At 36.0% G+C, this 24,532-nt stretch carries 26 protein-coding genes; 8 read left to right on the top strand and 18 right to left on the bottom strand.

What is annotated here, in order from left to right:
* Positions 1-103 precede the first annotated feature (103 nt).
* The 5 genes from HNP36_RS18360 to HNP36_RS18340 all read right to left on the bottom strand — a co-directional run bounded on the left by HNP36_RS18360 (position 104) and on the right by HNP36_RS18340 (position 4,518).
* Positions 104-427: a helix-turn-helix domain-containing protein gene (locus HNP36_RS18360; RefSeq protein ID WP_184167253.1), complete on the bottom strand. Its 324-nt coding sequence runs from the start codon at positions 425-427 to the stop codon at positions 104-106.
* Positions 405-848, bottom strand: coding sequence for a transposase (locus HNP36_RS18355; protein WP_184167250.1), 444 nt, complete (start codon positions 846-848; stop codon positions 405-407). Before HNP36_RS18355 ends, HNP36_RS18360 begins: the two co-directional genes overlap by 23 nt.
* 149 nt (positions 849-997) lie before the next feature.
* Positions 998-1,840, bottom strand: a complete 843-nt coding sequence (locus tag HNP36_RS18350) for a hypothetical protein (RefSeq protein WP_184167247.1) — start codon at positions 1,838-1,840, stop codon at positions 998-1,000.
* A 581-nt stretch (positions 1,841-2,421) separates the two neighbouring features.
* Positions 2,422-2,757, bottom strand: coding sequence for a DUF3276 family protein (locus HNP36_RS18345; RefSeq protein ID WP_034701927.1), 336 nt, complete (start codon positions 2,755-2,757; stop codon positions 2,422-2,424).
* 99 nt (positions 2,758-2,856) lie between these two features.
* Positions 2,857-4,518 (bottom strand): ABC transporter ATP-binding protein, encoded by a 1,662-nt coding sequence (locus HNP36_RS18340; RefSeq protein WP_184167244.1) that lies wholly within the window; start codon positions 4,516-4,518, stop codon positions 2,857-2,859.
* A 90-nt stretch (positions 4,519-4,608) separates the two neighbouring features.
* Between HNP36_RS18340 and HNP36_RS18335 the strand changes: the two genes are divergently transcribed.
* From HNP36_RS18335 to HNP36_RS18320, 4 genes are all read left to right on the top strand, one after another.
* The gene (locus HNP36_RS18335; RefSeq protein ID WP_184167241.1) at positions 4,609-5,514 is read left to right on the top strand and encodes a transcription antitermination protein NusB; all 906 of its coding nucleotides are present in this window, start codon (positions 4,609-4,611) and stop codon (positions 5,512-5,514) included.
* 1 nt (position 5,515) lies between these two features.
* Positions 5,516-6,037, top strand: a complete 522-nt coding sequence (locus tag HNP36_RS18330; protein WP_184167238.1) for a DUF1573 domain-containing protein — start codon at positions 5,516-5,518, stop codon at positions 6,035-6,037.
* A gap of 9 nt (positions 6,038-6,046) precedes the next feature.
* On the top strand, positions 6,047-6,409 hold the full coding sequence (gene yajC / locus HNP36_RS18325; protein ID WP_184167235.1) for a preprotein translocase subunit YajC: 363 nt from the start codon (positions 6,047-6,049) through the stop codon (positions 6,407-6,409).
* Positions 6,410-6,748: 339 nt separating this feature from the next.
* Entirely contained in the window at positions 6,749-7,483 is a 735-nt protein-coding gene (locus tag HNP36_RS18320; protein WP_184167232.1) for an SDR family NAD(P)-dependent oxidoreductase, read from the top strand.
* Here the strand turns inward: HNP36_RS18320 and HNP36_RS18315 are convergent.
* The 10 genes from HNP36_RS18315 to HNP36_RS18270 all read right to left on the bottom strand — a co-directional run bounded on the left by HNP36_RS18315 (position 7,480) and on the right by HNP36_RS18270 (position 16,016).
* Complete coding sequence (locus HNP36_RS18315; RefSeq protein WP_184167228.1) at positions 7,480-8,019, bottom strand: hypothetical protein; 540 nt, start codon at positions 8,017-8,019, stop codon at positions 7,480-7,482. The genes HNP36_RS18320 and HNP36_RS18315 overlap by 4 nt on opposite strands.
* Before the next feature lie 49 nt (positions 8,020-8,068).
* The gene (gene ligD / locus HNP36_RS18310; RefSeq protein WP_184167225.1) at positions 8,069-9,934 is read right to left on the bottom strand and encodes a DNA ligase D; all 1,866 of its coding nucleotides are present in this window, start codon (positions 9,932-9,934) and stop codon (positions 8,069-8,071) included.
* A gap of 71 nt (positions 9,935-10,005) precedes the next feature.
* Complete coding sequence (locus HNP36_RS18305) at positions 10,006-10,608, bottom strand: DNA polymerase ligase N-terminal domain-containing protein (RefSeq protein WP_184167222.1); 603 nt, start codon at positions 10,606-10,608, stop codon at positions 10,006-10,008.
* The gene (locus HNP36_RS18300) at positions 10,608-11,393 is read right to left on the bottom strand and encodes a Ku protein (RefSeq protein WP_184167219.1); all 786 of its coding nucleotides are present in this window, start codon (positions 11,391-11,393) and stop codon (positions 10,608-10,610) included. The genes HNP36_RS18305 and HNP36_RS18300 overlap by 1 nt, the downstream gene beginning before the upstream one ends.
* Before the next feature lie 241 nt (positions 11,394-11,634).
* Entirely contained in the window at positions 11,635-12,366 is a 732-nt protein-coding gene (locus HNP36_RS18295; protein WP_184167216.1) for a carbon-nitrogen hydrolase family protein, read from the bottom strand.
* 44 nt (positions 12,367-12,410) lie between these two features.
* Positions 12,411-14,165, bottom strand: coding sequence for an aspartate--tRNA ligase (gene aspS / locus HNP36_RS18290; protein ID WP_184167213.1), 1,755 nt, complete (start codon positions 14,163-14,165; stop codon positions 12,411-12,413).
* A gap of 107 nt (positions 14,166-14,272) precedes the next feature.
* Complete coding sequence (locus HNP36_RS18285) at positions 14,273-14,719, bottom strand: ankyrin repeat domain-containing protein (protein ID WP_184167210.1); 447 nt, start codon at positions 14,717-14,719, stop codon at positions 14,273-14,275.
* 10 nt (positions 14,720-14,729) lie between these two features.
* Entirely contained in the window at positions 14,730-14,933 is a 204-nt protein-coding gene (locus tag HNP36_RS18280; protein WP_184167207.1) for a helix-turn-helix domain-containing protein, read from the bottom strand.
* A 2-nt stretch (positions 14,934-14,935) separates the two neighbouring features.
* Entirely contained in the window at positions 14,936-15,520 is a 585-nt protein-coding gene (locus HNP36_RS18275) for a DUF2975 domain-containing protein (RefSeq protein ID WP_184167204.1), read from the bottom strand.
* 130 nt (positions 15,521-15,650) lie between these two features.
* Complete coding sequence (locus HNP36_RS18270) at positions 15,651-16,016, bottom strand: ankyrin repeat domain-containing protein (protein ID WP_184167201.1); 366 nt, start codon at positions 16,014-16,016, stop codon at positions 15,651-15,653.
* 112 nt (positions 16,017-16,128) lie between these two features.
* On the opposite strand from HNP36_RS18270, the gene HNP36_RS18265 reads away from it, so the two are divergent.
* Positions 16,129-17,523 carry an MATE family efflux transporter gene (locus HNP36_RS18265; protein WP_184167198.1) on the top strand — a complete coding sequence of 465 codons (1,395 nt, stop codon included), beginning with the start codon at positions 16,129-16,131 and terminating at the stop codon, positions 17,521-17,523.
* A gap of 128 nt (positions 17,524-17,651) precedes the next feature.
* Here HNP36_RS18265 and HNP36_RS18260 read toward each other — a convergent pair whose 3' ends face one another.
* The 3 genes from HNP36_RS18260 to HNP36_RS18250 form a co-directional block, all read right to left on the bottom strand.
* Positions 17,652-18,305, bottom strand: a complete 654-nt coding sequence (locus HNP36_RS18260) for a DUF937 domain-containing protein (protein WP_184167194.1) — start codon at positions 18,303-18,305, stop codon at positions 17,652-17,654.
* An 80-nt stretch (positions 18,306-18,385) separates the two neighbouring features.
* Positions 18,386-19,645 (bottom strand): protein O-mannosyl-transferase family, encoded by a 1,260-nt coding sequence (locus HNP36_RS18255; RefSeq protein ID WP_184167191.1) that lies wholly within the window; start codon positions 19,643-19,645, stop codon positions 18,386-18,388.
* Between the two features lie 3 nt (positions 19,646-19,648).
* Entirely contained in the window at positions 19,649-20,158 is a 510-nt protein-coding gene (locus HNP36_RS18250; RefSeq protein ID WP_184167188.1) for a DUF2480 family protein, read from the bottom strand.
* A 78-nt stretch (positions 20,159-20,236) separates the two neighbouring features.
* On the opposite strand from HNP36_RS18250, the gene lpxB reads away from it, so the two are divergent.
* From lpxB to HNP36_RS18235, 3 genes are all read left to right on the top strand, one after another.
* Complete coding sequence (lpxB, locus tag HNP36_RS18245) at positions 20,237-21,340, top strand: lipid-A-disaccharide synthase (protein WP_184167185.1); 1,104 nt, start codon at positions 20,237-20,239, stop codon at positions 21,338-21,340.
* Between the two features lie 33 nt (positions 21,341-21,373).
* The gene (locus HNP36_RS18240) at positions 21,374-22,462 is read left to right on the top strand and encodes a glycoside hydrolase family 99 protein (RefSeq protein WP_184167182.1); all 1,089 of its coding nucleotides are present in this window, start codon (positions 21,374-21,376) and stop codon (positions 22,460-22,462) included.
* A gap of 280 nt (positions 22,463-22,742) precedes the next feature.
* A complete protein-coding gene (locus tag HNP36_RS18235; RefSeq protein ID WP_184167179.1) occupies positions 22,743-24,512 on the top strand; it encodes a ComEC/Rec2 family competence protein in 1,770 nt (589 codons plus the stop codon).
* Positions 24,513-24,532 lie beyond the last annotated feature (20 nt).

Below are 24,532 nucleotides of genomic sequence, written 5' to 3'. Positions count from 1 at the left end.
GATAGTTAAAAACTATCGGCTTCATTTCATTGTGTTTTTGACCTTCTTGATTTGGTAAAGTTATTTTTAATTGGTTTCTGTCATTTATGCGAAGTTAATAAAGTTATTGTGAGAGCATTATATAGTTTTTTTTCCATTTGGCAATGGTATTCCTGCTTACTCTAAAGTGAGCCGCTGTCTTTTTGTTAGAATAACTGTATTTTTTTTGAAAGGTTAAAATTTCCAATATTGAAGATTCATCATACGAACGATGTTTTTTATCTTCATTAACAGGACTGAAAATTAAATCATTTAGTTGTATAATGTCCAACAGAGTCAGTTTAGCTTTTGATAAAATTCCGTTGCATAATTCTTTTTTTTCGGGATATTTTAGTGTAATAATATCCTGATATATTTTTCTATAATCAGGTTGGGTTTTCTTTTTCATCCACGTAGTTGTTGTATTTTTTCATCCAATTATATAAAGTTGTTTTCGGGATTTTGTATTCCTCAATCACCTGATCTATACTTTTTGTTTCAGCTTCTATAAGCTCTAAAACAAAATCAATAATCTCTTTTGTATAGAGGTTCTTTCTAAACTGAGGGAGGCTTTGTTTTTTTTGCTGATCTATAGCTCGAGGTGGGGAATACAAAATAAGATGCTGAGAGTATAACCTGAAAAAATCATATTTCAACAGTTTAGACCATTTGAGCAAAACTCTGGTATCTAAGTCTTTTTGCTTAAACATATCCATTATGTATTCCTCTCCGTAATTAAGAAAGTTGCAGGCCCTTTCCATATTAATTTCAGATTCCAGCATGCGCTTTTTAATAAGACTACCTATATGAATGTCTTTGAAATTTATCATAATATTGATCTTTACTAAATTCTAAAACTGCCTCCTCGAAATTAAGGCATTATATCATTTCGTCTCATCTAACTAAAAGCATACTTCAACAGAAAAGAATGTCGGTTGCAAAAATTTATTTCTCATCAGTAGTCGTTTGTTATTTAGGATTAGAATTTCTCAGCAATCAATGCGAAAGTATAAGGGGCACTGCTTCCTGATACATAAAACGTTACCCTGTAATATTTGCCATTTGTTGTATCTATGAGGTGTATGATATTTAATTCATTTGGAGCCAAACTAACACCACTTGCCGGAATATCTCTGAAAGTCGAATAGTTTGCAGCAGTAAAAGAGAGAGCATTGTTCGCATATTCAAAGCCATCTAACGAATAGAGCTGGTTAACGCCCACATTTACATTAACAGTAGTTCCGGGAGTATTAATCATCGCGATCTGAGGAGTGACAGCTGATGGAGAACCTCCACTAAATCTGAATATAAAATTACCAACTATAGTAGTTTTAGTGGTATCTCCGTTGTTTCCGGAATAAATGACCTGTCCATTATTTGACTGATTCACATTGGTATCTGTCATGTGCGTTATCATCCAAGTTTTTCCACTTGTAGCGCCTGTATTTTTAATAGTTATTGCATACCCTCCAGGAACATTAAATGAACTGATGGAGGAACCTATATTATCTATCGTTTCAGCGTTGCTGGTTTGAACTGTAACCGTATTACTAAGTCCCCCATTACGAATCTGATATTCCCTGCCAACAAAATTTCCATTGCCTGATATTGCTGCTGGCAAAGTAAAAGTACCTGAACTGGTAAAATTGATTACAGATTGGTTTTTGTCTCCGGCAGTATTTGCCGCTACTGATTGTAAAGGTGTTGCAAAAGAGCCTCTAAGATCGAATGTACTTCCAGGATTTGGGGTATTAATCCCAACTTGAGCTAAGAGGCTTGTACTTATAAAAAGAAGGACAAGCCGGATAAATTTATTTTTCATTATAAAAAGTTTTTAGATTTTCATCGATTAGTAAGGCAAAGCTATAATTGTTGGAGAAAATTTTCAAAAATTCATCCTTTCAACATTTGTTGATTTTCTGTCAAAAATCGTCAATCACTGATATTCAGTTGATTATATTTTGTCTTAGAAGGTTGGAAATGGAATTTGTGAAAATTAGCTTTTAAAAGAATAGTATCATTAAACATTTCAACAGTTAAATTACAATTAAGAAATGGTGGAACAAAAAAACGAAACTGCAAACGGCCAACACCTAAAGCAACCTCTTCGATGGAGTCCTTTTAAAAATGGCAATGAGTATTTTGCTCCTTCAAAAAAGGAATTATGATCAACTACAGAGTTCGGAGTATTGAAGGCTTATCAATCAGTTGAAAGAGAATGGTGTCAATGTGCTTATTGAAATTTCGAGCTGCGATTACGGGAAATTTGTTCATATCATGGGTGCTGAAGGAAACAAGATCGCGATGGGAGGAAGTTGTAAGTAATATTATAATACTATTCTTAATTGACGGGCATAAAAAAAGCATCTTTTTCAGATGCTTGTGTTTTTAGAATATTCTTTTTTAAACTTCGTCGTCAGAATCAATTGTGAATGATTTGCTTTTGAAGTCCTTGTCATGTTTTTCTGATATTACATCCTCACCTTTTTCGTTAATGATGAAATCTGTGGATTCATTAAACATCTCCTGGAAACTTTTAAAATCCTCTTTATAAAGATAGATTTTGTGCTTCTCGAATGTAGCTTCCCCATTCTCCCCGAAGTTCTTTTTACTTTCGGTAATCGTAAGATAATAATCTCCTGCTTTCGTCTCGCGCACATCAAAGAAATAAGTTCTTCTTCCTGCTTTTAACACCTTCGTGAAAATTTCATTTTCATGGCGTTCCTTGTATTCACTCATTGTTAGATATTTTTTAATCTTGTTAAGAACAAATATAAAAGAATTCTTTTAATCACAAAATTTTTTTTATGATTTATTTAACAATTGAGAACGAAATGGCTAAGCGGTTACAGAATTGGTAATTTCGGTAAGATTGATAATTTTATCGGCTCTTTGAGCGCTAGACTCTCTGTGTGTGATAATTATAGAGGTGGCGTTGCTGATTTTCCTGTCAATATTTTCAAGGATATTCTGCTCGGTTTCCGTATCCAGTGCAGACAGGGAATCGTCAAAAATAATGATATTCGGGTCCTTAATTAAGGCTCTTGCAATACATATCCTTTGTTTCTGTCCTCCGGAAAGCATTACCCCGCGTTCACCTACGAGTGTTTTATACTGTTCTTTAAATTCAACAATATTTTTATCTACGTCTGCAATCTTAGCGTACTCTACTACTTTTTCATGAGACGGATTGTCGATGGCAAAACCAATATTATTTTCAATGGAGTCGGAGAATAAATAGCTTTCCTGGGGAATATATCCAATAAAGTTTCTGTAATTCGTAAGATTATGGTCCTTCAGATTTTTACCATCAATTAATATTTCGCCTTCCGTAGGATCAATAAATCTGCATAAAAGAAGAGCGATTGTAGATTTCCCGCTTCCGGTTTTACCCATGATCGCAAGAGATTCACCGGCCTTGATCTTAAAGCTTAAATTATCCAGTGCCCTGATTCCTGTATTCGGATAAACGTAGGAAACATTTCTGAATTCGATATCTCCTTTAATAGAGGAGTTTTCAAAATTTGTATTGATAACCTCTGACTTTTTATCCAGAAACTCATTAATTCTCTGCATAGAAGCTTCAGCTCTCTGGTTCACGGAAGTTACCCAGCCTACCATGGAGAACGGCCAGATCAGGATATTGATATACATGAAAAAATCGGCAATTTTACCAACACTCAATCCTCCTGCAATATATTTTTGCCCGCCAATCAGTATAACAGCAACGTTCAATAACCCAATTACAAATAAGATGATAGTAAAGAAATACGCTTCTGTTTTAGCTAAATCCAGCGCTTTATTCTGATAATCGGTTACTTTTATGCCGTAGTTTTTCTTGATGTAGTTTTCTTTGGCAAAAAACTTAACAACCCTGATCCCTGAAAAACTGTCCTGTACAAAAGTGGATATCGCAGACTGGCTTTTCTGCATAATCTTCGATTTCTGATTGATAATTGAACTTACCTTAAATATAACATAAGACAGCACAGGAAGTGGCAACAGCGTCCATAATGTCATGGAAACATCCGTTTTGAGCATATAAATGCTGGTGATCAGAAGAAGGATTACCAGGTTTACCACATACATCACACCAGGACCCAGATACATTCTCACAGCAACAACGTCTTCGCTTAACCTGTTCATCAGGTCACCGATGGTTGTTTGCTTGTAATCCGTAAGAGAAAGCTCCTGATAATGCCTGTAAATTTTATTTTTCAACTCGTATTCAATTCTTCTGGACGCAACAATGATCGTCTGGCGCATCATGAAAGTGAAAAATCCTGTGAGAAGCGAGCAGCCTACGATAATGGCTACATACACCAACACCTGTTTATTGAAACCCAGATTTCCACTCTTTGTAAGTTCATCTACAGACTTTCCAACAAACTGGACCTTATAAATATTAAAGAAATTACTGGCAATGATAAATAACAACCCCCAAAACAATAATATTTTGTGCTTCCAAAAGTAAGGGTTTAAGGTTTTTAGCGCTTTCATAAAGTTTTACAAATTTACAAAAATGTAGACAGACTACGAATTTCATCAATTTTAATTTTTGTATCTTTGCACCCATAAAAAGCTCTTTGAATGTTAGGAAGACGACAAATCCGTGAAAAAGTAGTACAGACAGTGTATTCTTATTACCAGAATCCTGTAAAATTTGATGTTTTAGAGAAAAACATGTTCTCAGGAATAGAGAAAATCTATAATCTCTATATCTATCAGCTTAATTTTTTAGTAGCTCTGAAAGAATTGGCAGAGACTCAAATTGAAATCGGAAAGAACAAATACATTAAAACCGATGCTGATATTAATCCTAACCAAAAATTCATCAATAACCAGGTACTGAACAAGCTTGAAGAAAACCCTGAAAGATTGTTTTTCACAGGACAGCAGAAGCAGTTGAAATGGGATCTGCACGATGATCTGCTGGTAAAAACTTTCCAGAGAATCACAGCAGGAAAACGGTATCAGGATTTTATGAAAGAAGACGGATATTCTTTTGAGGAAGATCAGAAATTTATCGGAAAGCTGTTTTTAAGATATATCGCTGAGAATGATGATTTCCAGGACTATCTTAGTGATAAGGAACTTTCATGGTATGATGATATCCACATTGCCAACTCCATGGTACAGAAAACAATCGGTTTCCTGAAAGAAGATGAGGAAAGCAGAACTTTAATCAAGATGATTAAAGATGAAGAAGATAAAACTTTTGCCGGAAAACTTCTTAGGGATACTCTTAACAATTGGGAAGCCAATGAGAAGAAACTAAGTGAAAGATTGGAAAACTGGGACCTGGAAAGAGTTTCTTTAATGGATAAAGTAATTTTGGCAACTGCTATTTCAGAACTGGATAATTTTCCTTTTACCCCTTCAAGAGTTATTATCAATGAATATATTGAAATTGCAAAAGTATTTGCAACAGACCGTTCCAATATCTTCATTAACGGAATTTTGGATAAATATTGTAAAGATCAAAATAGAATTTAACATGAAAAAGACGTTATCAATTATCGCTTTGTCTATTATAGGCCTTGGTTTGGTTTCTTGTAAAAAAGAAAATCAGCAAGCTGCTGCCGGTGCAGAAGCTGCTAATATTACAGATTCTACTGCCGGTGCAACCAATTTGGCTCCCACTAACCCTACCGCTGCTCCGGTTTCAGCTGAAACTGCCGCTGCAGCTCCGGTTTCTAACCAGCCATCAACATCTGTTGCACTGTCTGAAAGCAATTTCGATTTTGGGAAAATCAAAAAAGGAGAGAAAGTACAGCACATTTACGAGATTACCAATACAGGAAAAAATCCATTAGTGATCTCTGAAGTAAAACCTGGGTGCGGATGTACGGCTCCTGATTTTACAAAAGATCCTATCCTTCCTGGTAAAAAAGGAAATATCACTTTGCATTTTGATTCTTCAAGCTTTGACGGAAACGTTCAAAAGTATGCAGATGTATTTGCAAACGTAGATAAAGCTCCTATTAAATTAACGTTCACAGCGAACATTCAACCATAATTATAAAATATGCTGACAATCTTTTTACAGGCACAGCCACAGGGATCTTCATCAATGATGCTGATCATGATGGGAGTGATGTTTGTTGGGTTTTATTTTCTGATGATAAGACCACAGATGAGAAAACAGAAGCAGGAGAAGAATTTCCAGGAAACCTTAAAAGTTGGAACAAGAGTCGTTCTTACTTCCGGTCTTCATGGAAGAATTGCTCAGGTTCAGGATGACGGATTTGTTATTGAAACTTTATCCGGTAAACTGAAATTTGAAAAAGCGGCTGTTTCAAGAGAATTTACTGAAGCCCGTTTTGGAGACAAAGCAAAAGCTGCAGAAAAAACAACAGAGAAAAAAGAAATTGAAACTGAAAAGAAATAATTTTTTAGTTTGAAAATATTGCTCGGCGCGGTGAACAAAGTTCACCGCGCCGAGCTTTTTATAAGGATAAATGTTGTTTTTTATTTAATGCAAAATTTTATTTTGATATTGCAGATTAGAAGAATACAAAGAAGAAATCAATCTTTGACTGATCTGATTAAGCAGATGAATAAATGCATACTTAATCAGTGACCTCTTGCTTAACTTAAAATAATACATTCAGCATTTAAATCTTTGCGTTAAATAAACTTAGTTACAGCATACTTTCAGATTTGTATTTAAAACTCGAACTTTTCTTAAAATCTACGTTTCATAAAATCAAATAAATATCTTTGCACAATGAATCAAAATACAGGCAAAACCGTTCTTATTTTAGGAGCCAATTCAGATGTAGCCAAAGAGTGTATCAAACAGTACATAGAAAAAGGATTTTCGGTATTGGCAGCTTCGCGGGATACTGTTTCGCTGGAAAAATTTGTTGCGGATAATCATGTAGATCATTCAAAGATGAATATTCTTTATTTTGATGCTGTAGATTTTGATTCTCATCAGAAATTTTATGATGATCTTCCTGCAAAACCTCATATTGTGGTGTATGCTGCCGGTTTCCTTGTTGATAATGAAAAAGCGCTGAAAGACTTCAAAGGAACGAAGCAGATGATGATGGTTAATTATATGGGAGCTGTCTCCATCCTGAATAGGATTGCAACAGATAAAAGCAATACAAATCTTGAAAGAATTATAGGGCTTTCTTCCCTTTCAGGAGTAAGGGGAAGGAAGAGTAATTTTGTGTATGGAAGTACAAAAGCGGCATTTACTCAATATTTAGCAGGTTTAAGGCAGGAATTGGCATCAAGAAAAATAAAAGTTAATGCTTTGGTTATCGGTTATATCAGAACAAAGATTAATGAAGGCTTGCAACTCAATGAATCCCTGATTATGGAACCGGATTATGTGGCGAAATTTATTGTTAATGCCGGAAATTCCTTTACTATTGTTCCGAATTTTAAGTGGAAAATCATTTATTTTATCCTAAAAATACTGCCGGAAAGCTTGGTGGCAAAACTCCCTTAATTTTGTTTTTTTGAATATTTTTGAAGATAATTTAATATGATGTCAAATTCATTATTTTTAAATTCTGGTTTTTGAATAATAAAGGATAAGGTATTGATTGGATTAATGATAATAGTATCATTTGATTCTATATAAGAAACTTTTTCCCAAACGGAAGAGATGGTATAGAATACATTTTTAAATTTAATACTGTTATCATCTAAAATAATGAAAGAAGACTCATTCTTCGCCTTGAAATCAGCGATAATCTGATCAATTTCTTTTCTGAATTTCTTTCTGGAAACAAAATAGTGATTGACTAAAATGGAACAATATCCAAATAGAAAAATACCGACATATTTACAGATGTAATAGAGTAAATTTTTATCAAAGTTTTCTATTGGATAAAATCCTAAGAATAAAAATACTAAGGTGAAGAGTGCAATTTTCCACCAGTTTTTTATCGTTTTACCCCATACATATTTAAAATAAAAATCTTGGTTTTGTCTTTCAAATTTCTCATTAAAAGGAATTTGAATTGTAATAGTTTCGTTCATTGCTATTAGTGATTATGGTCAATTTTTTGACCATTTCAAAAATAGAGTTTTAATCGCCGTCTTGCAACAACTCCAATGCCTTCATTATATCAATTCCTTTTCCTAAAACAGGTTTAAATAAATCCCCTTTTTCTTTAATTCTCTCCAAGGCATTATCAATAGTGAAATCAGTAGGCTTTAATCCGGGTTTCAATTCTTCCCATTCCAGAGGCATTGAAACAGATGCACCTTCTTTTGGTCTTAAACTGTACGCACTTGCCAAAGTCTGTCCGGTTCTGTTTTGAAGATAATCCAGATAGATTTTATTATCATCTCTTTTCTGTAAACTTCTTTCCAGTGTTGTTATCTTGGGAAGCTTTTCGTTGACCTGCTTCATCAGGATATGGGCAAAGTCTTTCACCTGGTCAAAATCATATTTCCCACCCATCGGAATATAAATATGTATTCCCGTGCTTCCGGAAGTTTTGCAATACCCTTTAATTTTGACTGAACTTAAAACTTCGTTGACCTGCAGTGCAGTTTCAATCACATCGTCAAATGTATTTTTCTTTGAAGGATCGAGGTCCAGGACCAGGTAATCAGGATGTTCAAGATCAGGAAGAGCACTGTTCCACGGGTTCATATCAATACAGCCTAAATTATTCAGATAGGCTAAAGTTGCTTTATCATTGCAGTAAACATAATCAATATATTTATCATTGGATTCCGAATAAACTTTGGTAGTTTTAATCCATTCCGGCATATTGTCTCCTGCATCCTTCTGGTAAAATCCCTTTTCCTCAATTCCATTTGGGAAACGGTTAAGGGATAAGGGACGGTTTTTTAAATAAGGCAAAATATAAGCAGCAACAGATTGATAATACTCTATTACATCACCTTTTACAATCCCATCTGTTGGAAAATAAATTTTATCTTGGTTGGTAAGTTTTATTGTATGTTTATCCAGTGTAATTTCCTTTTCTGAATTTTCTGTTTTCTTTGATGAAGTTTTAGCTTTCATTTTTTTAGGTTTTTCGTTAATCAGGGTAGATGTAATTTCTTCAGGCTCTTTGTCTTCCCGTACGGCTATGAAAACAGGGTGGCGGTAAATTCCGTCTTTCGTTATTTCGGAATATTTGATTTCACAGACCAGTTCAGGTTTGGTCCAGGTTACGGGCATATTGGTTTTGGGGATTGTTTCAAAAGGGGATTTTTTTATAATAAACTCTTGCAGCCTGTCATAAAGCTGTTTCAAAGATTCATTATTGAAGCCTGTTCCCGTATGCCCACAATAAATAAGTTTGCCGTCAATATATTTGCCCAAGATTAAAGCTCCAAAGCTTTTACGTGAACCTCTGGGCTCTGTAAATCCGCAGATAATTGCTTCATCCGTGTTGGTGAATTTTATTTTAAGCCAGTCGCTAGTTCTGCTGTTTTCAACATATAAGCTGTCCGCTTTTTTCGCGATCATTCCTTCCAGCTTCATTTCCTGCAGCTGCTTAAAAAAAGCAGTTCCTTTTTCCGGAATGTGGTCGCAGTATTTGATAATGTCTGTTTCCGTTAAAGCCTCTTTTAAAAGTTCTTTTCGTTGTAGAAGAGGAAGTTCTTCTGTAGAATGGCCGTTCAGCCAGAGAAGATCAAAAACCTGGTAAGTCAGGGCAAGATTGGGGTTGTCACCAATCTGTTGTAAAAGTTGAAAATTAGGCTTTCCATGTTCATCATATGCCACAATTTCTCCATCGAGGATCATGCTGTGCTTTTGATGTTCAAAACCTTCAGTAATCTTCTCAAATTTTAATAAAAATGAAATCCCGTTCCGGGAATAGAAAAGGGGTTCCTTATGACTGAGATCGGCAATAGCCCTGTAGCCGTCCCATTTTATTTCAAAAACCCAGTCTTCATCATCGAAAGCCTTATCAGAAGATCTGGCCAGCATAGGTTTGATAAATGAAGCAAGCTTCTTTTCATTCGTTAAAGAATTGAAGTTCCTGAACTTGCTTTCTGAAGTTATGACTTCTTTTCTTCCTTTATTTTCAGGCTTTTTTTTTCCTCTAAAAATTTCGTTACCAGGGATTTTGATGAAGTGTTTTCTTCGGCATCATAAGGACTTTCTGTAAATTCATCTTTATGCTTGATCAGCAGCCAGGCATTATCCTCGGTATTTTTCATTTTAACAAGGGCAAATTCACCTTTGAGTTTTTTACCGTGCAAAATGAACTTTAATGACCCTGAATGCAGTTCTTTTAAAAGTTCTTTTTCATCAGATAATTTGGTTTCTTCCAGGGGTTCATAAGTTCCGCTGTCCCAGATTTCCACCTGTCCGGCTCCGTAATTTCCTTCCGGAATGTTTCCTTCGAAATCTTTGTAATCATACGGATGATCTTCCACCATCATGGCGAGCCGTTTATCTTTCGGATCGAGGGACGGTCCTTTAGGAACGGCCCAGCTTTTCAAAACACCTTCCATTTCCAGCCGGAAATCATAATGAAGCCGGGATGCTGCATGCCTTTGAATGACAAAAATAAGCTTGTCTTTACTTTTTTTTGTTTTCCCTTCAGGTTCTGTGGTTTCGTTGAACTTACGTTTTTCGTTATAATCTTTGAGAGCCATTACGATGCGGATTTGGATTTGGAATGTTGTAAACTGGCTTTTAGCTGAGCCATAAGATCAATCACTTTGCCTTCTTTTACAGGCTCGGTTTTTTGAGCTTTTATATTTTTACCTTTCGCTTTCTGCTTAATGATCTTCATCAGTTCATCAGAATAAGTATCTTTATACATAACAGGATCAAAATCCTGGGAGAGTTGCTTGATAAGGCTCACGGCCATTTTAAGTTCTGCAGGTTTGGGAGCTTTCTGAGCCGGAATTTTGAGATCTTTATAGTCTCTGATTTCCTGATCGAATCTGAGTCTGTTCAGAACCAGAATCTCTTCATTGTAAGGCCTGATCATCCCGATTGCCTCACTTTCACGGAGTACAAAAGTACCAATGCCTGCCATTTCTGTTTCCAGGAGTGCTTTTAGCAGTAGCCGGTAAGCATTTTCACCATTTTTCTGAGGTTCAAGAAAGTAGGGATTTTCAAAATATACGCTGTCTACTTCCGATTCCTGTACGAATTGGTCAATGGAAAGTATTTTTGTTTTTTCGGGGCTTGCAGCCTCGTAATCTTCTTCATCGAGAACGATGTATTTATCATCCATGAGATAACCTTTTACAATATTTTCCCATTTCACTTCCTTTCCTGTAGTCTCATTTACTCTTTTAAATTTGATATTGGAATAATCAGATTTATCGAGCATGTCGAGATCAAGTTTAGTAGTTTCTGTGGCGGAGTAGATCTTAACAGGGATATTAACTAAACCGAATCCAATGGCGCCATTCCAAATTGCTTTCATTGTACTCTATTTTGTGTAAAACGTACAATGATTATGCCGTTAAGTATTTAAAATATTTTAATATTTATTTTAATTTGAATTTTTTTTCAAGACATTGAAGATAATTGATAAAATTTATTTCATCGGTGTTTGCTTTATTGAATGGTGTCTCTTGAATTTAAAATTACCCTGTTAATTATCTCTAATGCTTTCTTTTGAATTTTTAACAGGGATAAATTCTTTGTCCGTAGTTTTTAAAATATTAGTTTGTATAAACTTTTTCTATCTGATCATTGTCCGTATCTAAAATAAGGATTCCTTCATCTTCACCATTGAGCTGACCAAGTAAACTTCCTTCTTTACTCCATACGGAAGATTTTCCGGCACATTCATAACCTCCGGATTTTCCTGTAAAATTTGCCATTAAAACATACATATGATATTTTGCCGCAATATTGGAAAGTTTAACAAGATCATCATTAATACCATTTACAGAATTGAGGACACTTGCTGTATAGATATCTGATCCTGCCTGATAAGCCTCCTGAGAATGCAGAGGGTCAGATAGATCATAACATATGGCTAATGAAATTTTCTTCTGCAATACTTCCATTTGAAAAAAGCCGTTACCTTTTGAAAAGATGCCGGTTTCGGTTGGAAAAAGATTACGTTTCAAATAAACATTTCTTCTTTTTCCCGGCTGGAATATGATACTGCTGACAAATAAAAGATCATCGAACTTTGTAGGCATTCCAACAGTAATGCTTATGTTATTTTCATCTGCTGTTTTTTGAAAAATATCTAAAACAGAATCTTCATAATGAATGGAAAGCTGTTCTGCCAATTCGGGTTCATAGCCGGTAATTGACAGTTCTGGAAAGATAATCAAGTCAACATTGTGGTCAATGGCGGCTTTGATTATCATTTTGTGCTTTTCAATATTCTCAAGAATATTTCCTTTTACGGGGCTGATTTGGGCTGCTGCGATTTTCATTTTTTTTCTCATTAAAAAAGCGGGGCATTTGCCCCGCTTTATATTTATGCTTTTAAATTAAGTTGTATTTCCAGTTCATCCAGTTGTGCATCAGCAATAGATGCCGGTGCATCGATCATTACGTCTCGTCCTGAATTATTCTTAGGGAATGCGATATAATCCCTGATTACTTCGTTTCCGTCAAGAATAGCCACCAGACGGTCAAATCCGAAAGCCAGACCACCGTGAGGAGGTGCTCCGTATTTGAAAGCGTTCATCAGGAATCCGAATTGGGCTTCTGCTTCTTCTTTGGTAAATCCTAAAAGATCAAACATTTTAGACTGAAGGTCTTTATCAAAAATCCTGATGGAACCGCCACCGATCTCGTTTCCGTTAAGAACCATATCATAAGCGTTGGCTCTTGCTTTGCCCGGATCTGTTTCCAGTAAGTGGATATCTTCCGGTTTAGGAGAAGTGAAAGGGTGGTGCATGGCGTGGTAACGCCCGCTTTCCTCATCAAATTCCAGCAATGGGAAGTCTACTACCCAAAGCGGAGCAAATACGTCTCCTTTTCTTAATCCCAAACGGTTTCCAAGCTCCATTCTAAGCGCAGAAAGTTGTGCTCTTACCTTGTTTTCATTTCCGGATAAGATCAGTATTAAATCTCCTTCTTTGGCACCGAATTTTTCAATGATCTTTGCCAGGTCTTCTTCGCTGTAGAATTTGTTGACAGAGGAAGTCTTCACGCCGTCATGCTGGAATTTAGCCCAAACCATTCCGGATGCTCCGATCTGTGGACGTTTTACCCAGTCTACCAGTTCGTCAATCTGCTTTCTGGTATAATCTGCGCAGCCTTCAACATTAATTCCAACAACCAGTTCTGCGTCATCAAATATTTTAAAATCTTTTCCTTTTACAAGTTCGTTCAATTCTACGAATTTCATTCCGAAACGGATATCCGGTTTATCATTTCCGTATGTTCTCATCGCATCAGCGAAAGTCATTCTTGGGAAAGCTCCGAATTCCTGTCCTGTAATATCTTTGATTAATGTTTTTGTCATTCCTTCAAAAACATTCATAATGTCTTCCTGTTCTACGAAAGCCATTTCGCAGTCGATTTGTGTAAATTCCGGCTGTCTGTCCGCTCTTAAATCTTCATCACGGAAGCATTTTACGATCTGGAAGTATTTATCCATTCCGCCTACCATCAAAAGCTGCTTGAATGTTTGTGGCGATTGTGGAAGTGCATAAAACTGTCCCGGATTCATTCTGCTTGGAACAACAAAGTCTCTTGCACCTTCCGGGGTAGATTTAATTAAAACGGGAGTTTCCACTTCAATAAAACCTTCCTCTGAAAGATAGTTTCTTACTTTCTGAGCCATTTTATGACGGAAGATCAGTTTTTCTTTTACAGGATTTCTCCTGATATCCAGATAGCGGTATTTCATTCTTAATTCTTCACCGCCATCCGTTTCATCTTCAATAGTGAAAGGCGGAAGCTGAGATTCATTAAGAACCGTTAATTTTTCAACTAAAATTTCAATTTCTCCTGTTGGAATATTAGGGTTTTTGCTTACTCTTTCAATTACTTTTCCTGTAACCTGGATCACGAATTCACGGCCCAGTTTTTTTGCTTCTTCTATAAGTTGGGCAGAAGAACGTTCCTGATCAAAAACCAGTTGGGTAATTCCGTAACGATCCCGAAGATCTATCCAAATCATAAATCCTTTGTCGCGGATAGTTTGTACCCATCCGGAAAGTGTAACTTCTTCATTTAGATTTTTCAGAGATAATTCTCCGTTCGTGTGTGATCGAAACATAATTATTGGTTTGAAATTTTCGGTGCAAAGATAGGACTTTTATACAAAAATCCTTTCAGATTTTGAAGTCTGAAAGGATTTATATGTTTATGGGGCAATTAATTAATTTATTCCAGAAGTTTGATAATATCCGGTTTTTCATATTTTTTGGCATAGTCCAACGCTGTATAGCCCTTATCTGTTTTGGTGTCTTTTTTTGCTCCGTTCTGTAACAGTTTTTTTGCAAGTTCTGTATTGCCGTATTTTGCGGCAAACATTAATGCTGTTTTACCATCACAAATTTTTTCCGGATCTGCTTTTTCATCAATAAGCTTCTGAAAGACCTGAGTACTGTCCATTTTAATGGATAAGGCCAATAAAGTATAGGAATTGTTTTCTACAACATAACATGTATTGATGTTTTCTTTATTAACCAGAGTAGGGAAATAAGCAGTGTTGTCATATTTTAACATCTGCTTGTGCTCATTGGTCAATTCTTGTCCATAAAGGATCGATGCTATAAAAATATTCAGGATAAGAATAATTTTTTTGTTCAGCATTTGAGGTAGTTCCATAATTATTTTTTTAAGGTTTAAATTCCAGTATATCGCCAGGCTGGCATTCTAAAGCCATACAGATGGCTTCCAAAGTCGATATTTTTATTGCCTTTGCTTTTCCGTTTTTCAGAATGGAAAGATTGGCCTGCGTAATCCCGATTTTCTCGGCCAGTTCCTGAGACTGCATTTTACGTTTGGCAAGCATCACATCTATATTGATTATAATAGGCATAGTTATATGGTTAAATCATTTTGTGTCTGCAGTTCGAAGCCTTTCTTGAAAAATTCTATAATAAAGAGAATAACAACTCCTATTGAAAAATGGAGTAGTATGAATATGGGATCAATATGGAATAAGGATTTGTCAATGAAAAACAAAAGAATGCAATAAAAAGGAATGAAAAGAAGGTTCAGTAATCCAAACCGCTTTAAATCAACAATAACCTTTTTATTAAAAATAATATCAGTGCTCATTCCTTTGAATATTTTGAATAAATACAATGTAAAAAGGCAGTAGAATCCTAAGAAAAAAATAATGGAGGTAAGGGCAAACAGACTATAATCACCTGTTGTTACACTATCTGAAAAGGGCATTTTGAACTGAAAGTCCAGGGATTCGGAATTTACCTTTTTTACTTCATCCTCAAAGTTTCCGATTTTGAATGTTTCCGCAAAATAACTGCTTGCCGTATTCCGGTTGATATAACTGATAATAAATCCAAAAATCAGATATCCTAAATACATAACCTGTACTGCAAAACCAATGATCAAAAGTTTATTGATAACAGTTGAGAGAGAGTTTTCACCAATGAGTTTCATAACATCTTATTTTGTTGTAAATGTATAAAAATTTATTGTATTACGATAAAATTTTATTGTAATTTATTGAATTTAGAAAATAAAAAAACTTCCTTTCGGAAGTCTTGTGTATTATTTGAGGGCTTTTTAATTAATTATTTGCAGCGCCTTTTTGTATCAACAACTGTACAGTTTCTTCTTTTTTCCCCAATTTAGCTAATGCAAGGGGAGTTTTACCGTTACACTCTTTATTAATATCTGCCTGGTTGTCTAACAGGAATTTAACGATATTATTTCTGCCGTAAAGTGAACTGAAGCCTAATGCGCTGAAAGTTTCATCCTTAAGTGGAAAGCATTTGTTGTAATCTGCTTTTGAGAAATTCTTTTTAAATGAAGCAACATTATCAGATTGAATAGCTTGCATCTGTGCTTTGCTGAGAGACTGAGTCTGAGCGGAAAGCATGTTGGCAGATGCCGAGATGACAAGTAGAAAAGCAGTAGAGATTATTTTTTTCATAAGATTCATTTTAAGAATATACAAATCTAAATTATTTTTTTGATATGAGTAACTAATTTTTTATAAGAATTGAATTTGTATTTTTGGAAATCAGATAATTATTGATTAGAAAATGTCAAAATATATAGAATTTTTGAAAAGGGCCTTTAGCGGCGATGAAGTAGATTACACAAAAATAACAATAAGAAGCGCAGTTCTCCTCCTGGCTATTCCTATGATGCTGGAGATGGCAATGGAATCCGTATTTGCCTTAGTTGACCTGTATTTTGTGGGGCATTTAAAAGAAAGCGGTTATGCAATCCAGAGTGTTGGACTAACAGAATCGGTACTTTCGGTAATGTACTCTATTGCAATAGGAATGAGTATGGCTGCAACGGCTTTGGTGGCACGGAGAATCGGGGAGAAAAACCCGCAGCAGGCTTCCAGAAGTGCAGCACAGGTTTTACTGGTTTCATTTATTGTTACTTCAATACTCAGTTTGTTCGGGGTTATTTATGCTGAAGAAATTTTAATTCTGATGGGTTCAAAACCTGAAGCTGCGGCTTACGGAAAAGATTTTACGAGAATTATGATGGGGAGCAGTGTGGTTATTATGCTTTTATTTCTGATCAACGGGATCTTCAGGGGAGCGGGAAATGCAGCCATTGCCATGAAATCTCTTTGGATTGCCAATATTGTGAATATTATTCTTTGCCCGGTGTTCATTAAAGGTCTGGGGCCTGTTCCTGCGATGGGACTTACGGGGGCAGCTTTGGCCACTACAATAGGCAGAAGTATCGGTGTTATTTACCAGCTGTATCATCTTTTTGTAGCTGATACCCAGATCCGTATTCTACTTTCTTACTTTATTCCTGATTTCAATCAGATAAGATCTATTATAAAGATTGCAACTCCCGGTATTTTTCAGTTTGTGATTGCTTCCTGCAGCTGGATTTTTCTTGCCCAGCTGGTTGCAACTACCGGCGGAGAAAACGCTTCTGCCGGATATCAGACGGCTCTGAGGCTGATGATGTTCTTTATGCTTCCCGCATGGGGACTTAGCAATGCGGCTTCCACACTGGTGGGACAGAATATGGGAGCTGATGAAATGCTGAGAGCAGAACAGTCTGTGATGAAAACAGTAAAATATAACGTCATCTTCATGCTGGCCGTAAGTTTAATATTTTTCTTTCTCGGAGACTTTCTTGTCGGTTTCTTTACACAGGAGGAGGCAATTAAAGATTTTGCCAAAAATGCATTGCACATTATGAGCGTAGGATTTATTTTCTACGGAATCGGGATGGTATTGATCAATGCTTTTAACGGAGCAGGTGATACCTGGACACCAACCTGGGTGAACTTTTTCGGGTTCTGGTTATTTCAGATTCCATTGGCTTATTTTCTTTCCAGGCACTTTGAAATGGGGCCGAAAGGGGTTTTTATCTCTATTCCTGCCGCAGAAACTTTAATAACTATTGTTGCGTTCGTTCTGTTTAAAAAAGGAAAGTGGAAGACTGTGAAAGTGTAGATTTGATGGAACCCGGAAGTCATTATTGAGTCTGTCATTCCAGTTGGATCTTCTGAAACTGAAGCGGAGAGCTAAAAATAAAAAGGCTGAAGATCAATCTTCAGCCTTTTTCAATATGCAAAATTAAATTATTTTCCTCCTAAAATGTTACCAAGGATACTTCCTAATCCGCCCCCTTGCTGTTGTTGCTGTCCGCCACCCAGTACACTTCCCAGGATGTCGTTAAGTGGATTGCCTCCGGATTGAGCCTGTCCGCCTCCAAGAACACTTCCTAAAATGTCATTTAAAGGGTTGGATTGCTGTGCCTGAGCCTGGTTGGATGCATTTCCAAGAATTCCTCCCAAAAGATCTCCTAAACCTCCGGCTCCTACATTGTTCTGTTGTTTTTCTTTACCGATGTAGCCCATAATTACCGGAGCCAGCATCGCTAAAACAGGTCCAATTTTATCAATGGAGATTCCTGTATTCTGAGATAACTGGTTTTCAACGGTACTTTTCTGGCTGCCAAAAACGTGATCAAGGATAGATCCTCCTTCAGCCTGTCTTGCTTCAGCTTGTGAAGCATCATCAAGTATACTTCCGTCGTGGTCTTTATCTAATGCATTGTTCAAAGCTTCTGCTTCATTGGCATCCTGAGATTTGTTTCTAAGATAAGAAATAACCAAAGGAGCTGCTACCGCCAACAGGGCAATAATCTGGTTTCTGCTGATACCGAATTTGTTTTCTGCCTGTTCAGCAACCTGGTTGCTGGTGTTACCTGTAAGTAGGTCGATTAAACTCATGTTGTGTTTATTTATAATATTAAGTAAATCAAAGATATTAAAAAATGTGTTTCACAAGTTTTTTGTATTCACAATTATTGTTAAAGTTTTTTAATCTCTTCTTCTGTATATCCTTTACTTTTCATCAGCTCTATATAATCCTTCGCTCCATTAATCATCCAGTGCATCGGATCGGGGGATTTTTTCTTTTCGATGATGAATTTCAGGATGCCTACATTGTTGTTCATCCAGGGAACCAGATAATAATCAAGCCCACCCTTGTACTTTTTAGCTTCATGGAAGCTTCTTCCCGGTTCCGTTAGGAATGCTGTTTTATAGGTAGCATAATAGCCGAGAGGAATAAAAAGACATACCCATGAGAATTTTTTCAGGGGTTCGTATTTCGGCAATGCAAGTCCATACCCAATTGAAAGGGCAAAGATCATATTAAAAGGGATGAAAAATACATAGTTATCTGAAACCGCATAAAATGTAGAAAAACCGTACACACATACAGCAGCGGTGAAAAATACAAAAAACATCTTTTTGTCCGATTGGTATAAATGAACCATCCCGATAATCCCGAAAACGATGAAAATATTGAAATTGTAAACCAAATAGGCTACAGACTGAACAAAATCTATAAGGTACTGCTTAGGTGTTTTCTTAAAGGTATCCTGTATCCAGTGACCTCCTTCCGCAGTATAAGGAGAACTTAACGGAAGGCCCTGAGAAACATTTAAAACAGTTATAGAAACGAAAAGAAACAAAAATAAAAAAAGTGAAGTGTAAGCGTACTTTTTCTCTTCTTTAAAATAATATAAAAACAATAGCAGGGCAGGGATCAGCAGTACATTCTGGATATGCAGCCACAGACTTATTCCTAAAAATAATCCACTTAATACAATATATTTCTTCTTATGCTCCGTAAAACTTTTTACCATTGAAAAGAAGAAAAGGCTTATCCAGAATGAATTGTATGTATATACTTCCACAATCTCTGCATTTCTCCAGAAAGAAAAGCTGAGCCCGAAAACGATTGCAGCCGTAACAGAAACCCATTCTTTTTTAGTAATGCTTTTTATTGTAAGATAGATAACGGATACCGTAGCAGCGGCAGAGCCAATAATTAAAAGCCTGCTGGCGGCAATAGCATCTAACCCTGTAATATCCTTAATCAGGATACCTGTATTTACATAAAGAAAATGCGTGATAGCAGTTGCTACTGTAGCATATTTACCCAATTCAACAGTGTGTACAAAACCTACACAGTCAGCAAACGGGATCCTTGTAAAACTGCCAACGTAATAAATGGCTAAAAAAATGAAAAATAAAAATAATGCGTATAAATTTTTAAACATACATTAATTCTTTACAATAGGAACATTAGAGCAGGCTTCACCAAACATCAGGGATTTTACCATTGGTTTCAGCTGTTCAACAAGTTCTATGTATGCATTTTCAGGGATTTCTTTATCAGTGCATCCTTTTACAAGGACTCTTTTGCCTCTCATATCTTCAAAATCATGAGTCTGGATGGCATTGTGCATCAGGATTACTTCCAGGTCTTCACGGTCCCCGAAAACAATCTTTCTGGCAACATCTGTAAGCTTTGCAGTCAATACAAAATAAGCCCATAGCGGAACAATAGTATCTACAGAATTGTAAATGTATATATAAGCGTCTTTATACTCTTCCGGATCAATGGCGTCTACTTTCTCCCTGAAATCTTTTTCCTTCAGGATCATTTCCTGGAAAAGAAAATCTTTAAGGTCAATACCCTTTCTTATCCCTTTAGGAACCAGAGTAGACAGGTCGAAATTCACAAGACCGCTTTCAGCAACTTTATTTCGGATTTCAAATTCTTCTGACATTTTTTATCATTATCTTTGGACAAATTTACAAATTAAGATCAAGTAAACCTTAATTTGTTCTCTATCCTTACTATAGAAATGAAGTATTATATTATTGCAGGAGAAGCTTCCGGTGATCTGCATGGGAGCAACCTGATGAAAGCCCTTAAACAGAAAGATCCGCAGGCAGAAATAAGATTCTGGGGTGGAGATCTTATGAAAGCACAGGGCGGAATTCTGGTAAAACATTACCGTGACCTCGCTTTTATGGGATTCCTGGAAGTGGCAATGAATTTAAGAACCATCCTGAACAATATTAAATTCTGCAAAGAAGATATCAAAAACCATAAACCTGATATCCTTATCCTGATCGATTATCCCGGATTTAATTTAAGAATCGCAAGATTTGCAAAAGAACTTGGGATAAAAGTAGTTTACTATATTTCTCCGCAGCTTTGGGCCTGGAAAGAAGGCAGGGTAGAGATTGTTAAAAAATATGTGGATGAAATGATGGTCATTCTTCCTTTCGAAGAAGATTTCTATAAAAAACATGGGGTTCACTCTCATTTTGTGGGGCATCCGCTTCTTGATGCTATTGCGGGACTGAATGATCTCAGCATTGAAGAATTTAAAAAAGAAAACGGCCTTAATGAAAAGGAAATTATCGCACTTCTTCCCGGTTCCAGAAAACAGGAAGTGGAGAAAATGCTTGAGATTATGCTTTCCGTAAGACCGCATTTTAAAAATTACCAGTTTGTTATTGCCGGTGCGCCAAGCCTCCCGAAAGAGTTTTATCAAAAATATGTGGATGACAATGTTCATTTTGTATCCAACAGAACATACGATCTGCTGAGATGTTCAAAAGCAGCTTTGGTAACTTCGGGAACAGCAACATTGGAAACAGCTCTGCTGAATGTTCCGGAAGTGGTATGCTATCGTGGAAGTAAAATTTCTTACGCCATTGCAAAAAGACTTGTGAAAAACATAAAATATATTTCCCTGGTCAATCTGATTATGGACAGGGAAGTAGTAAAAGAGCTGATCCAAACCGATCTGAATACCAAAAACCTTGTAGATGAACTTAATAAAATGATAGAAGGCGAAAAAAGAAACCAGGTTTTGGCAGATTACAGTCTTTTAAGAGAAAAACTGGGCGGAAAAGGGGCCAGTGAAAAAGCCGCTGCAGTTATTGTAAGCGTGTAAGGCAAGTTGAGGTTTGATTTAAATTTTATAACCATGAATTTTAAAAGCTTACTGATATTCATTCTGTTGATGAACATTTCCGTGAAAAGTTCTGCCCAGAATAATAAATCGCGGGAGAAAGTTCAGATTTTTTATTACGGATGGTATGCAAATCCGGAAGTAGATGGAAAGTATGAGCACTGGAACCATGATATTCTCCCTCACTGGAGCAATCAGAAATGGAACAACCTGGGACATCATAGGGGAGGAGACGATATTGGTGCTAATTTTTACCCTGCTTTAGGAAATTACAGTTCCAATGATCCGGAAATCATTAAAAAACACATGGAAATGATCAAAGAATCCGGTGTTGGTGTGGTTGTTTTAAGCTGGCTGGGAAAAGACTCATTTGTTGATAAAAGTATTGCTCAATATCTTGATATAGCTGATCAGTCTGGCCTTAAGGTAGCTTTTCATATAGAACCGTTTTACAAAAATATAACAGAGCTTAGAGAACAGCTTACCTACCTGGTGAAGACTTATTCTCACCATCATGCTTTTTATAAAAAAGATGGAAAGCCGTTGTACTATGTGTACGACAGCTATAAAATTTCCCCCGGAGAATGGACAAAACTCCTTTCTGAAAATGGTGAAAAAACAGTTCGGAATACAGAATTGGACGGACTTTATATAGGATTGTGGGTTGAAAAGGAACATGCAGTTTTTTTTGAAAAATCCGGGTTTGATGGTTTTTATACCTACTTTGCCAGCGAAGGTTTTGTTTTTGGAAGTACAGTGTCCAACTGGAGCTACCTTTCTCAATTTGCAAAAGATCATAAACTTATTTTTATTCCTTGTGTAGGGCCTGGATATTCAGATACAAGAATAAGACCCTGGAATGAAGCCAATTTCAAAAGCAGGGAAAACGGAAAATATTATGAAAGAATGTTTCATGCAGCAGCAAAAGTAAATCCGGACTATATCGGGATCACTTCATTTAATGAATGGCATGAAGGAACACAGATTGAACCGGCAATTCCTAAAAAGACGGGCAATTTCAAATATGAAGATTACGGAAAAGATTCCTGGTTCTACATCAAAGAAACCAGGCGTTTGACAGATCAGTTTTTAACGGGTAAATAATCCCGGAAATATCTTTTGATAAATAGATTTGTTTTTCAGAAAGTAAGATTCGATTAAAAAAATAAATGAATTAAAATAAAACTGCTGATAATAGCATTTTTTAAATATAAAGCTGTCTGCAAAAGGCAGCTTTTATTTTTTATATAAAACCTTATTTCGTAGTAAATTATCAGGCCTTATATTATTCTTGAAATAGGAAATAATATCCAAATTCTGCAAAATCTGTGTTACTGAATAATCAGGCAAATTAATTACTTTTTGGCTGTAAATAATTGATAATTTGAACAAACAGCCGCTTCTTATTTTGTCTGTCTGCTTTATCCTCGGAATTTTTCTTCAGGATAAATTACTATTAGGGGAAACCATAATTTATATGATTTCGGCAGGTTGTCTGTTAATTTTTGCTCTGTATTTTTTACATTCTTATTTTCTTCATAAAGCAAAAGCAGTCTTGCTGGGACTGCTGTTTTTCGGAGCCGGAATGACCCTTCACTTTTTTAATACCTTTTCGTCCGGCAATATGTCTCTTCCTCCAAACACAACAGTATTCTTTAAAATCTCAAAGAAACTGAATTCTACGGAGAAAAATAAAAAATATGAAGCCATAATTCAGGCCGGAAAAGAAAATTTCAATGCTGTTATGTATATTCCCAAAACGAATAAGGAACTTGATTTCAACCACTATTACAAGGCCAATGCTTATCTGTCGAAACCAAAATCTCCGCAGTATGATTTTCAATTTGATTATACAGGATATCTGAGAAGAAAAAATATTGAATATCAGTGCTATTTATCGGATGAAATTTCTGCTGCCGGAAGAGTTGATTTAAATCTAAATGAATGGTTTCAGCAACGAAGATTATTCATGCTTCAAAAAATTGACAAAACAGAAATGTCACCCAAAACCCGGGAATTCCTCAAAGGAATCATTCTCGCAGACAGAACGGAAATGGATGCTGGAATGGTACAGGATTTCAGCAAGTCCGGAATGGTTCATTTTCTGGCTATTTCCGGAACCCATATTGTCGTAATTTTCGGAATGTTTTACTTTTTGCTGACAAGGTTCAGTCCGCTACGGTTCAGGAAATATGCAATTATTTCCAGCATTGGTTTTATCTGGCTTTTTGCGGTATTCATAGGTTTCGGAAACTCTGTGATGCGTTCCTGTATTATGCTTACAGTATATTTTATTTATGTGCTGCTTCAGAGAAAGCCGGACTTGCTTCATTCCCTTTCACTCTCAGCTATGATTATTCTGGTAATTGATACACAGCAACTCTTCGATGTAGGTTTTCAGCTAAGTTTTCTGGCTGTGTTAGGGATTTTTTGGCTCAACCAGCCTCTTTTGAAATATTTTCCCCGACAGGACGGTTATTTTAAAAAGCTGATATACAATACCATTACCATTTCGCTTTCTGCCCAATTGGCGACACTTCCGCTGGTGCTTTATTATTTTCACCAGTTCTCATTAGTTTCTGTTCCTGCCAATATCCTGATTGTCCCGTTTTCAGAAATACTCATACTATTTTCCTTTTTGATGACGGCCCTCATAGGATTGGATCTGGATTTTGAACTGATTAATTCCATATACGACGGGTCAATGCGGATTTTATTAAGCCTCATTCATTGGTTTGCAGAAAGAGGCACATTGTTTTTTTCAAACATAGCGATGAATCTGACCGAAGTTTTATCTTTATTTGTCATTGTTTATATGTTGAGACCATTATTGTTGAAGATCAGTTTTAAAAATGTATTCAGGTTGACAGTTGTGGTTTTTATCTTTTTTGCGGTCAGAACAGGATTCAATATTTTTGAAAATCAGAAAGAAGAAGTATTGCTTCATGATTTTAATAAAACTAAAGTATTGTCCGTAAAGAAAGGGAATAGAGCCTGTTTCTGGATAACAGGAAACTCAGATAAAAAGAATGTTTCCAAATTTTTAGCCACCCCTTACAGCTCTTCCAGACGTGTTGGAAATGTAGAAATAAAGACCTTTCCTCAAATGACAGAAAAGGTAGTTTACAATGGCAGAATTTACAATTTGAAATAATAAATCGCATATTTCATTTT

This window comes from Chryseobacterium shigense (assembly GCF_014207845.1).
Lineage (GTDB): Bacteria > Bacteroidota > Bacteroidia > Flavobacteriales > Weeksellaceae > Chryseobacterium > Chryseobacterium shigense_A.
The sequence above is the reverse complement of the archived record's forward strand: the minus strand, read 5'-3'. Positions and strand labels throughout refer to the sequence as shown.

What these genes read in the sequence shown, in the direction of transcription:
- HNP36_RS18360 (WP_184167253.1), bottom strand. Translation starts at nt 427, where the DNA reads ATGAAAAAGAAAACCCAACCTGATTATAGAAAAATATATCAGGATATT.
- HNP36_RS18355 (WP_184167250.1), bottom strand. Translation starts at nt 848, where the DNA reads ATGATAAATTTCAAAGACATTCATATAGGTAGTCTTATTAAAAAGCGC.
- HNP36_RS18350 (WP_184167247.1), bottom strand. Translation starts at nt 1,840, where the DNA reads ATGAAAAATAAATTTATCCGGCTTGTCCTTCTTTTTATAAGTACAAGC.
- HNP36_RS18345 (WP_034701927.1), bottom strand. Translation starts at nt 2,757, where the DNA reads ATGAGTGAATACAAGGAACGCCATGAAAATGAAATTTTCACGAAGGTG.
- HNP36_RS18340 (WP_184167244.1), bottom strand. Translation starts at nt 4,518, where the DNA reads ATGAAAGCGCTAAAAACCTTAAACCCTTACTTTTGGAAGCACAAAATA.
- HNP36_RS18335 (WP_184167241.1), top strand. Translation starts at nt 4,609, where the DNA reads ATGTTAGGAAGACGACAAATCCGTGAAAAAGTAGTACAGACAGTGTAT.
- HNP36_RS18330 (WP_184167238.1), top strand. Translation starts at nt 5,516, where the DNA reads ATGAAAAAGACGTTATCAATTATCGCTTTGTCTATTATAGGCCTTGGT.
- yajC (WP_184167235.1), top strand. Translation starts at nt 6,047, where the DNA reads ATGCTGACAATCTTTTTACAGGCACAGCCACAGGGATCTTCATCAATG.
- HNP36_RS18320 (WP_184167232.1), top strand. Translation starts at nt 6,749, where the DNA reads ATGAATCAAAATACAGGCAAAACCGTTCTTATTTTAGGAGCCAATTCA.
- HNP36_RS18315 (WP_184167228.1), bottom strand. Translation starts at nt 8,019, where the DNA reads ATGAACGAAACTATTACAATTCAAATTCCTTTTAATGAGAAATTTGAA.
- ligD (WP_184167225.1), bottom strand. Translation starts at nt 9,934, where the DNA reads ATGCTGGCCAGATCTTCTGATAAGGCTTTCGATGATGAAGACTGGGTT.
- HNP36_RS18305 (WP_184167222.1), bottom strand. Translation starts at nt 10,608, where the DNA reads ATGGCTCTCAAAGATTATAACGAAAAACGTAAGTTCAACGAAACCACA.
- HNP36_RS18300 (WP_184167219.1), bottom strand. Translation starts at nt 11,393, where the DNA reads ATGAAAGCAATTTGGAATGGCGCCATTGGATTCGGTTTAGTTAATATC.
- HNP36_RS18295 (WP_184167216.1), bottom strand. Translation starts at nt 12,366, where the DNA reads ATGAAAATCGCAGCAGCCCAAATCAGCCCCGTAAAAGGAAATATTCTT.
- aspS (WP_184167213.1), bottom strand. Translation starts at nt 14,165, where the DNA reads ATGTTTCGATCACACACGAACGGAGAATTATCTCTGAAAAATCTAAAT.
- HNP36_RS18285 (WP_184167210.1), bottom strand. Translation starts at nt 14,719, where the DNA reads ATGGAACTACCTCAAATGCTGAACAAAAAAATTATTCTTATCCTGAAT.
- HNP36_RS18280 (WP_184167207.1), bottom strand. Translation starts at nt 14,933, where the DNA reads ATGCCTATTATAATCAATATAGATGTGATGCTTGCCAAACGTAAAATG.
- HNP36_RS18275 (WP_184167204.1), bottom strand. Translation starts at nt 15,520, where the DNA reads ATGAAACTCATTGGTGAAAACTCTCTCTCAACTGTTATCAATAAACTT.
- HNP36_RS18270 (WP_184167201.1), bottom strand. Translation starts at nt 16,016, where the DNA reads ATGAAAAAAATAATCTCTACTGCTTTTCTACTTGTCATCTCGGCATCT.
- HNP36_RS18265 (WP_184167198.1), top strand. Translation starts at nt 16,129, where the DNA reads ATGTCAAAATATATAGAATTTTTGAAAAGGGCCTTTAGCGGCGATGAA.
- HNP36_RS18260 (WP_184167194.1), bottom strand. Translation starts at nt 18,305, where the DNA reads ATGAGTTTAATCGACCTACTTACAGGTAACACCAGCAACCAGGTTGCT.
- HNP36_RS18255 (WP_184167191.1), bottom strand. Translation starts at nt 19,645, where the DNA reads ATGTTTAAAAATTTATACGCATTATTTTTATTTTTCATTTTTTTAGCC.
- HNP36_RS18250 (WP_184167188.1), bottom strand. Translation starts at nt 20,158, where the DNA reads ATGTCAGAAGAATTTGAAATCCGAAATAAAGTTGCTGAAAGCGGTCTT.
- lpxB (WP_184167185.1), top strand. Translation starts at nt 20,237, where the DNA reads ATGAAGTATTATATTATTGCAGGAGAAGCTTCCGGTGATCTGCATGGG.
- HNP36_RS18240 (WP_184167182.1), top strand. Translation starts at nt 21,374, where the DNA reads ATGAATTTTAAAAGCTTACTGATATTCATTCTGTTGATGAACATTTCC.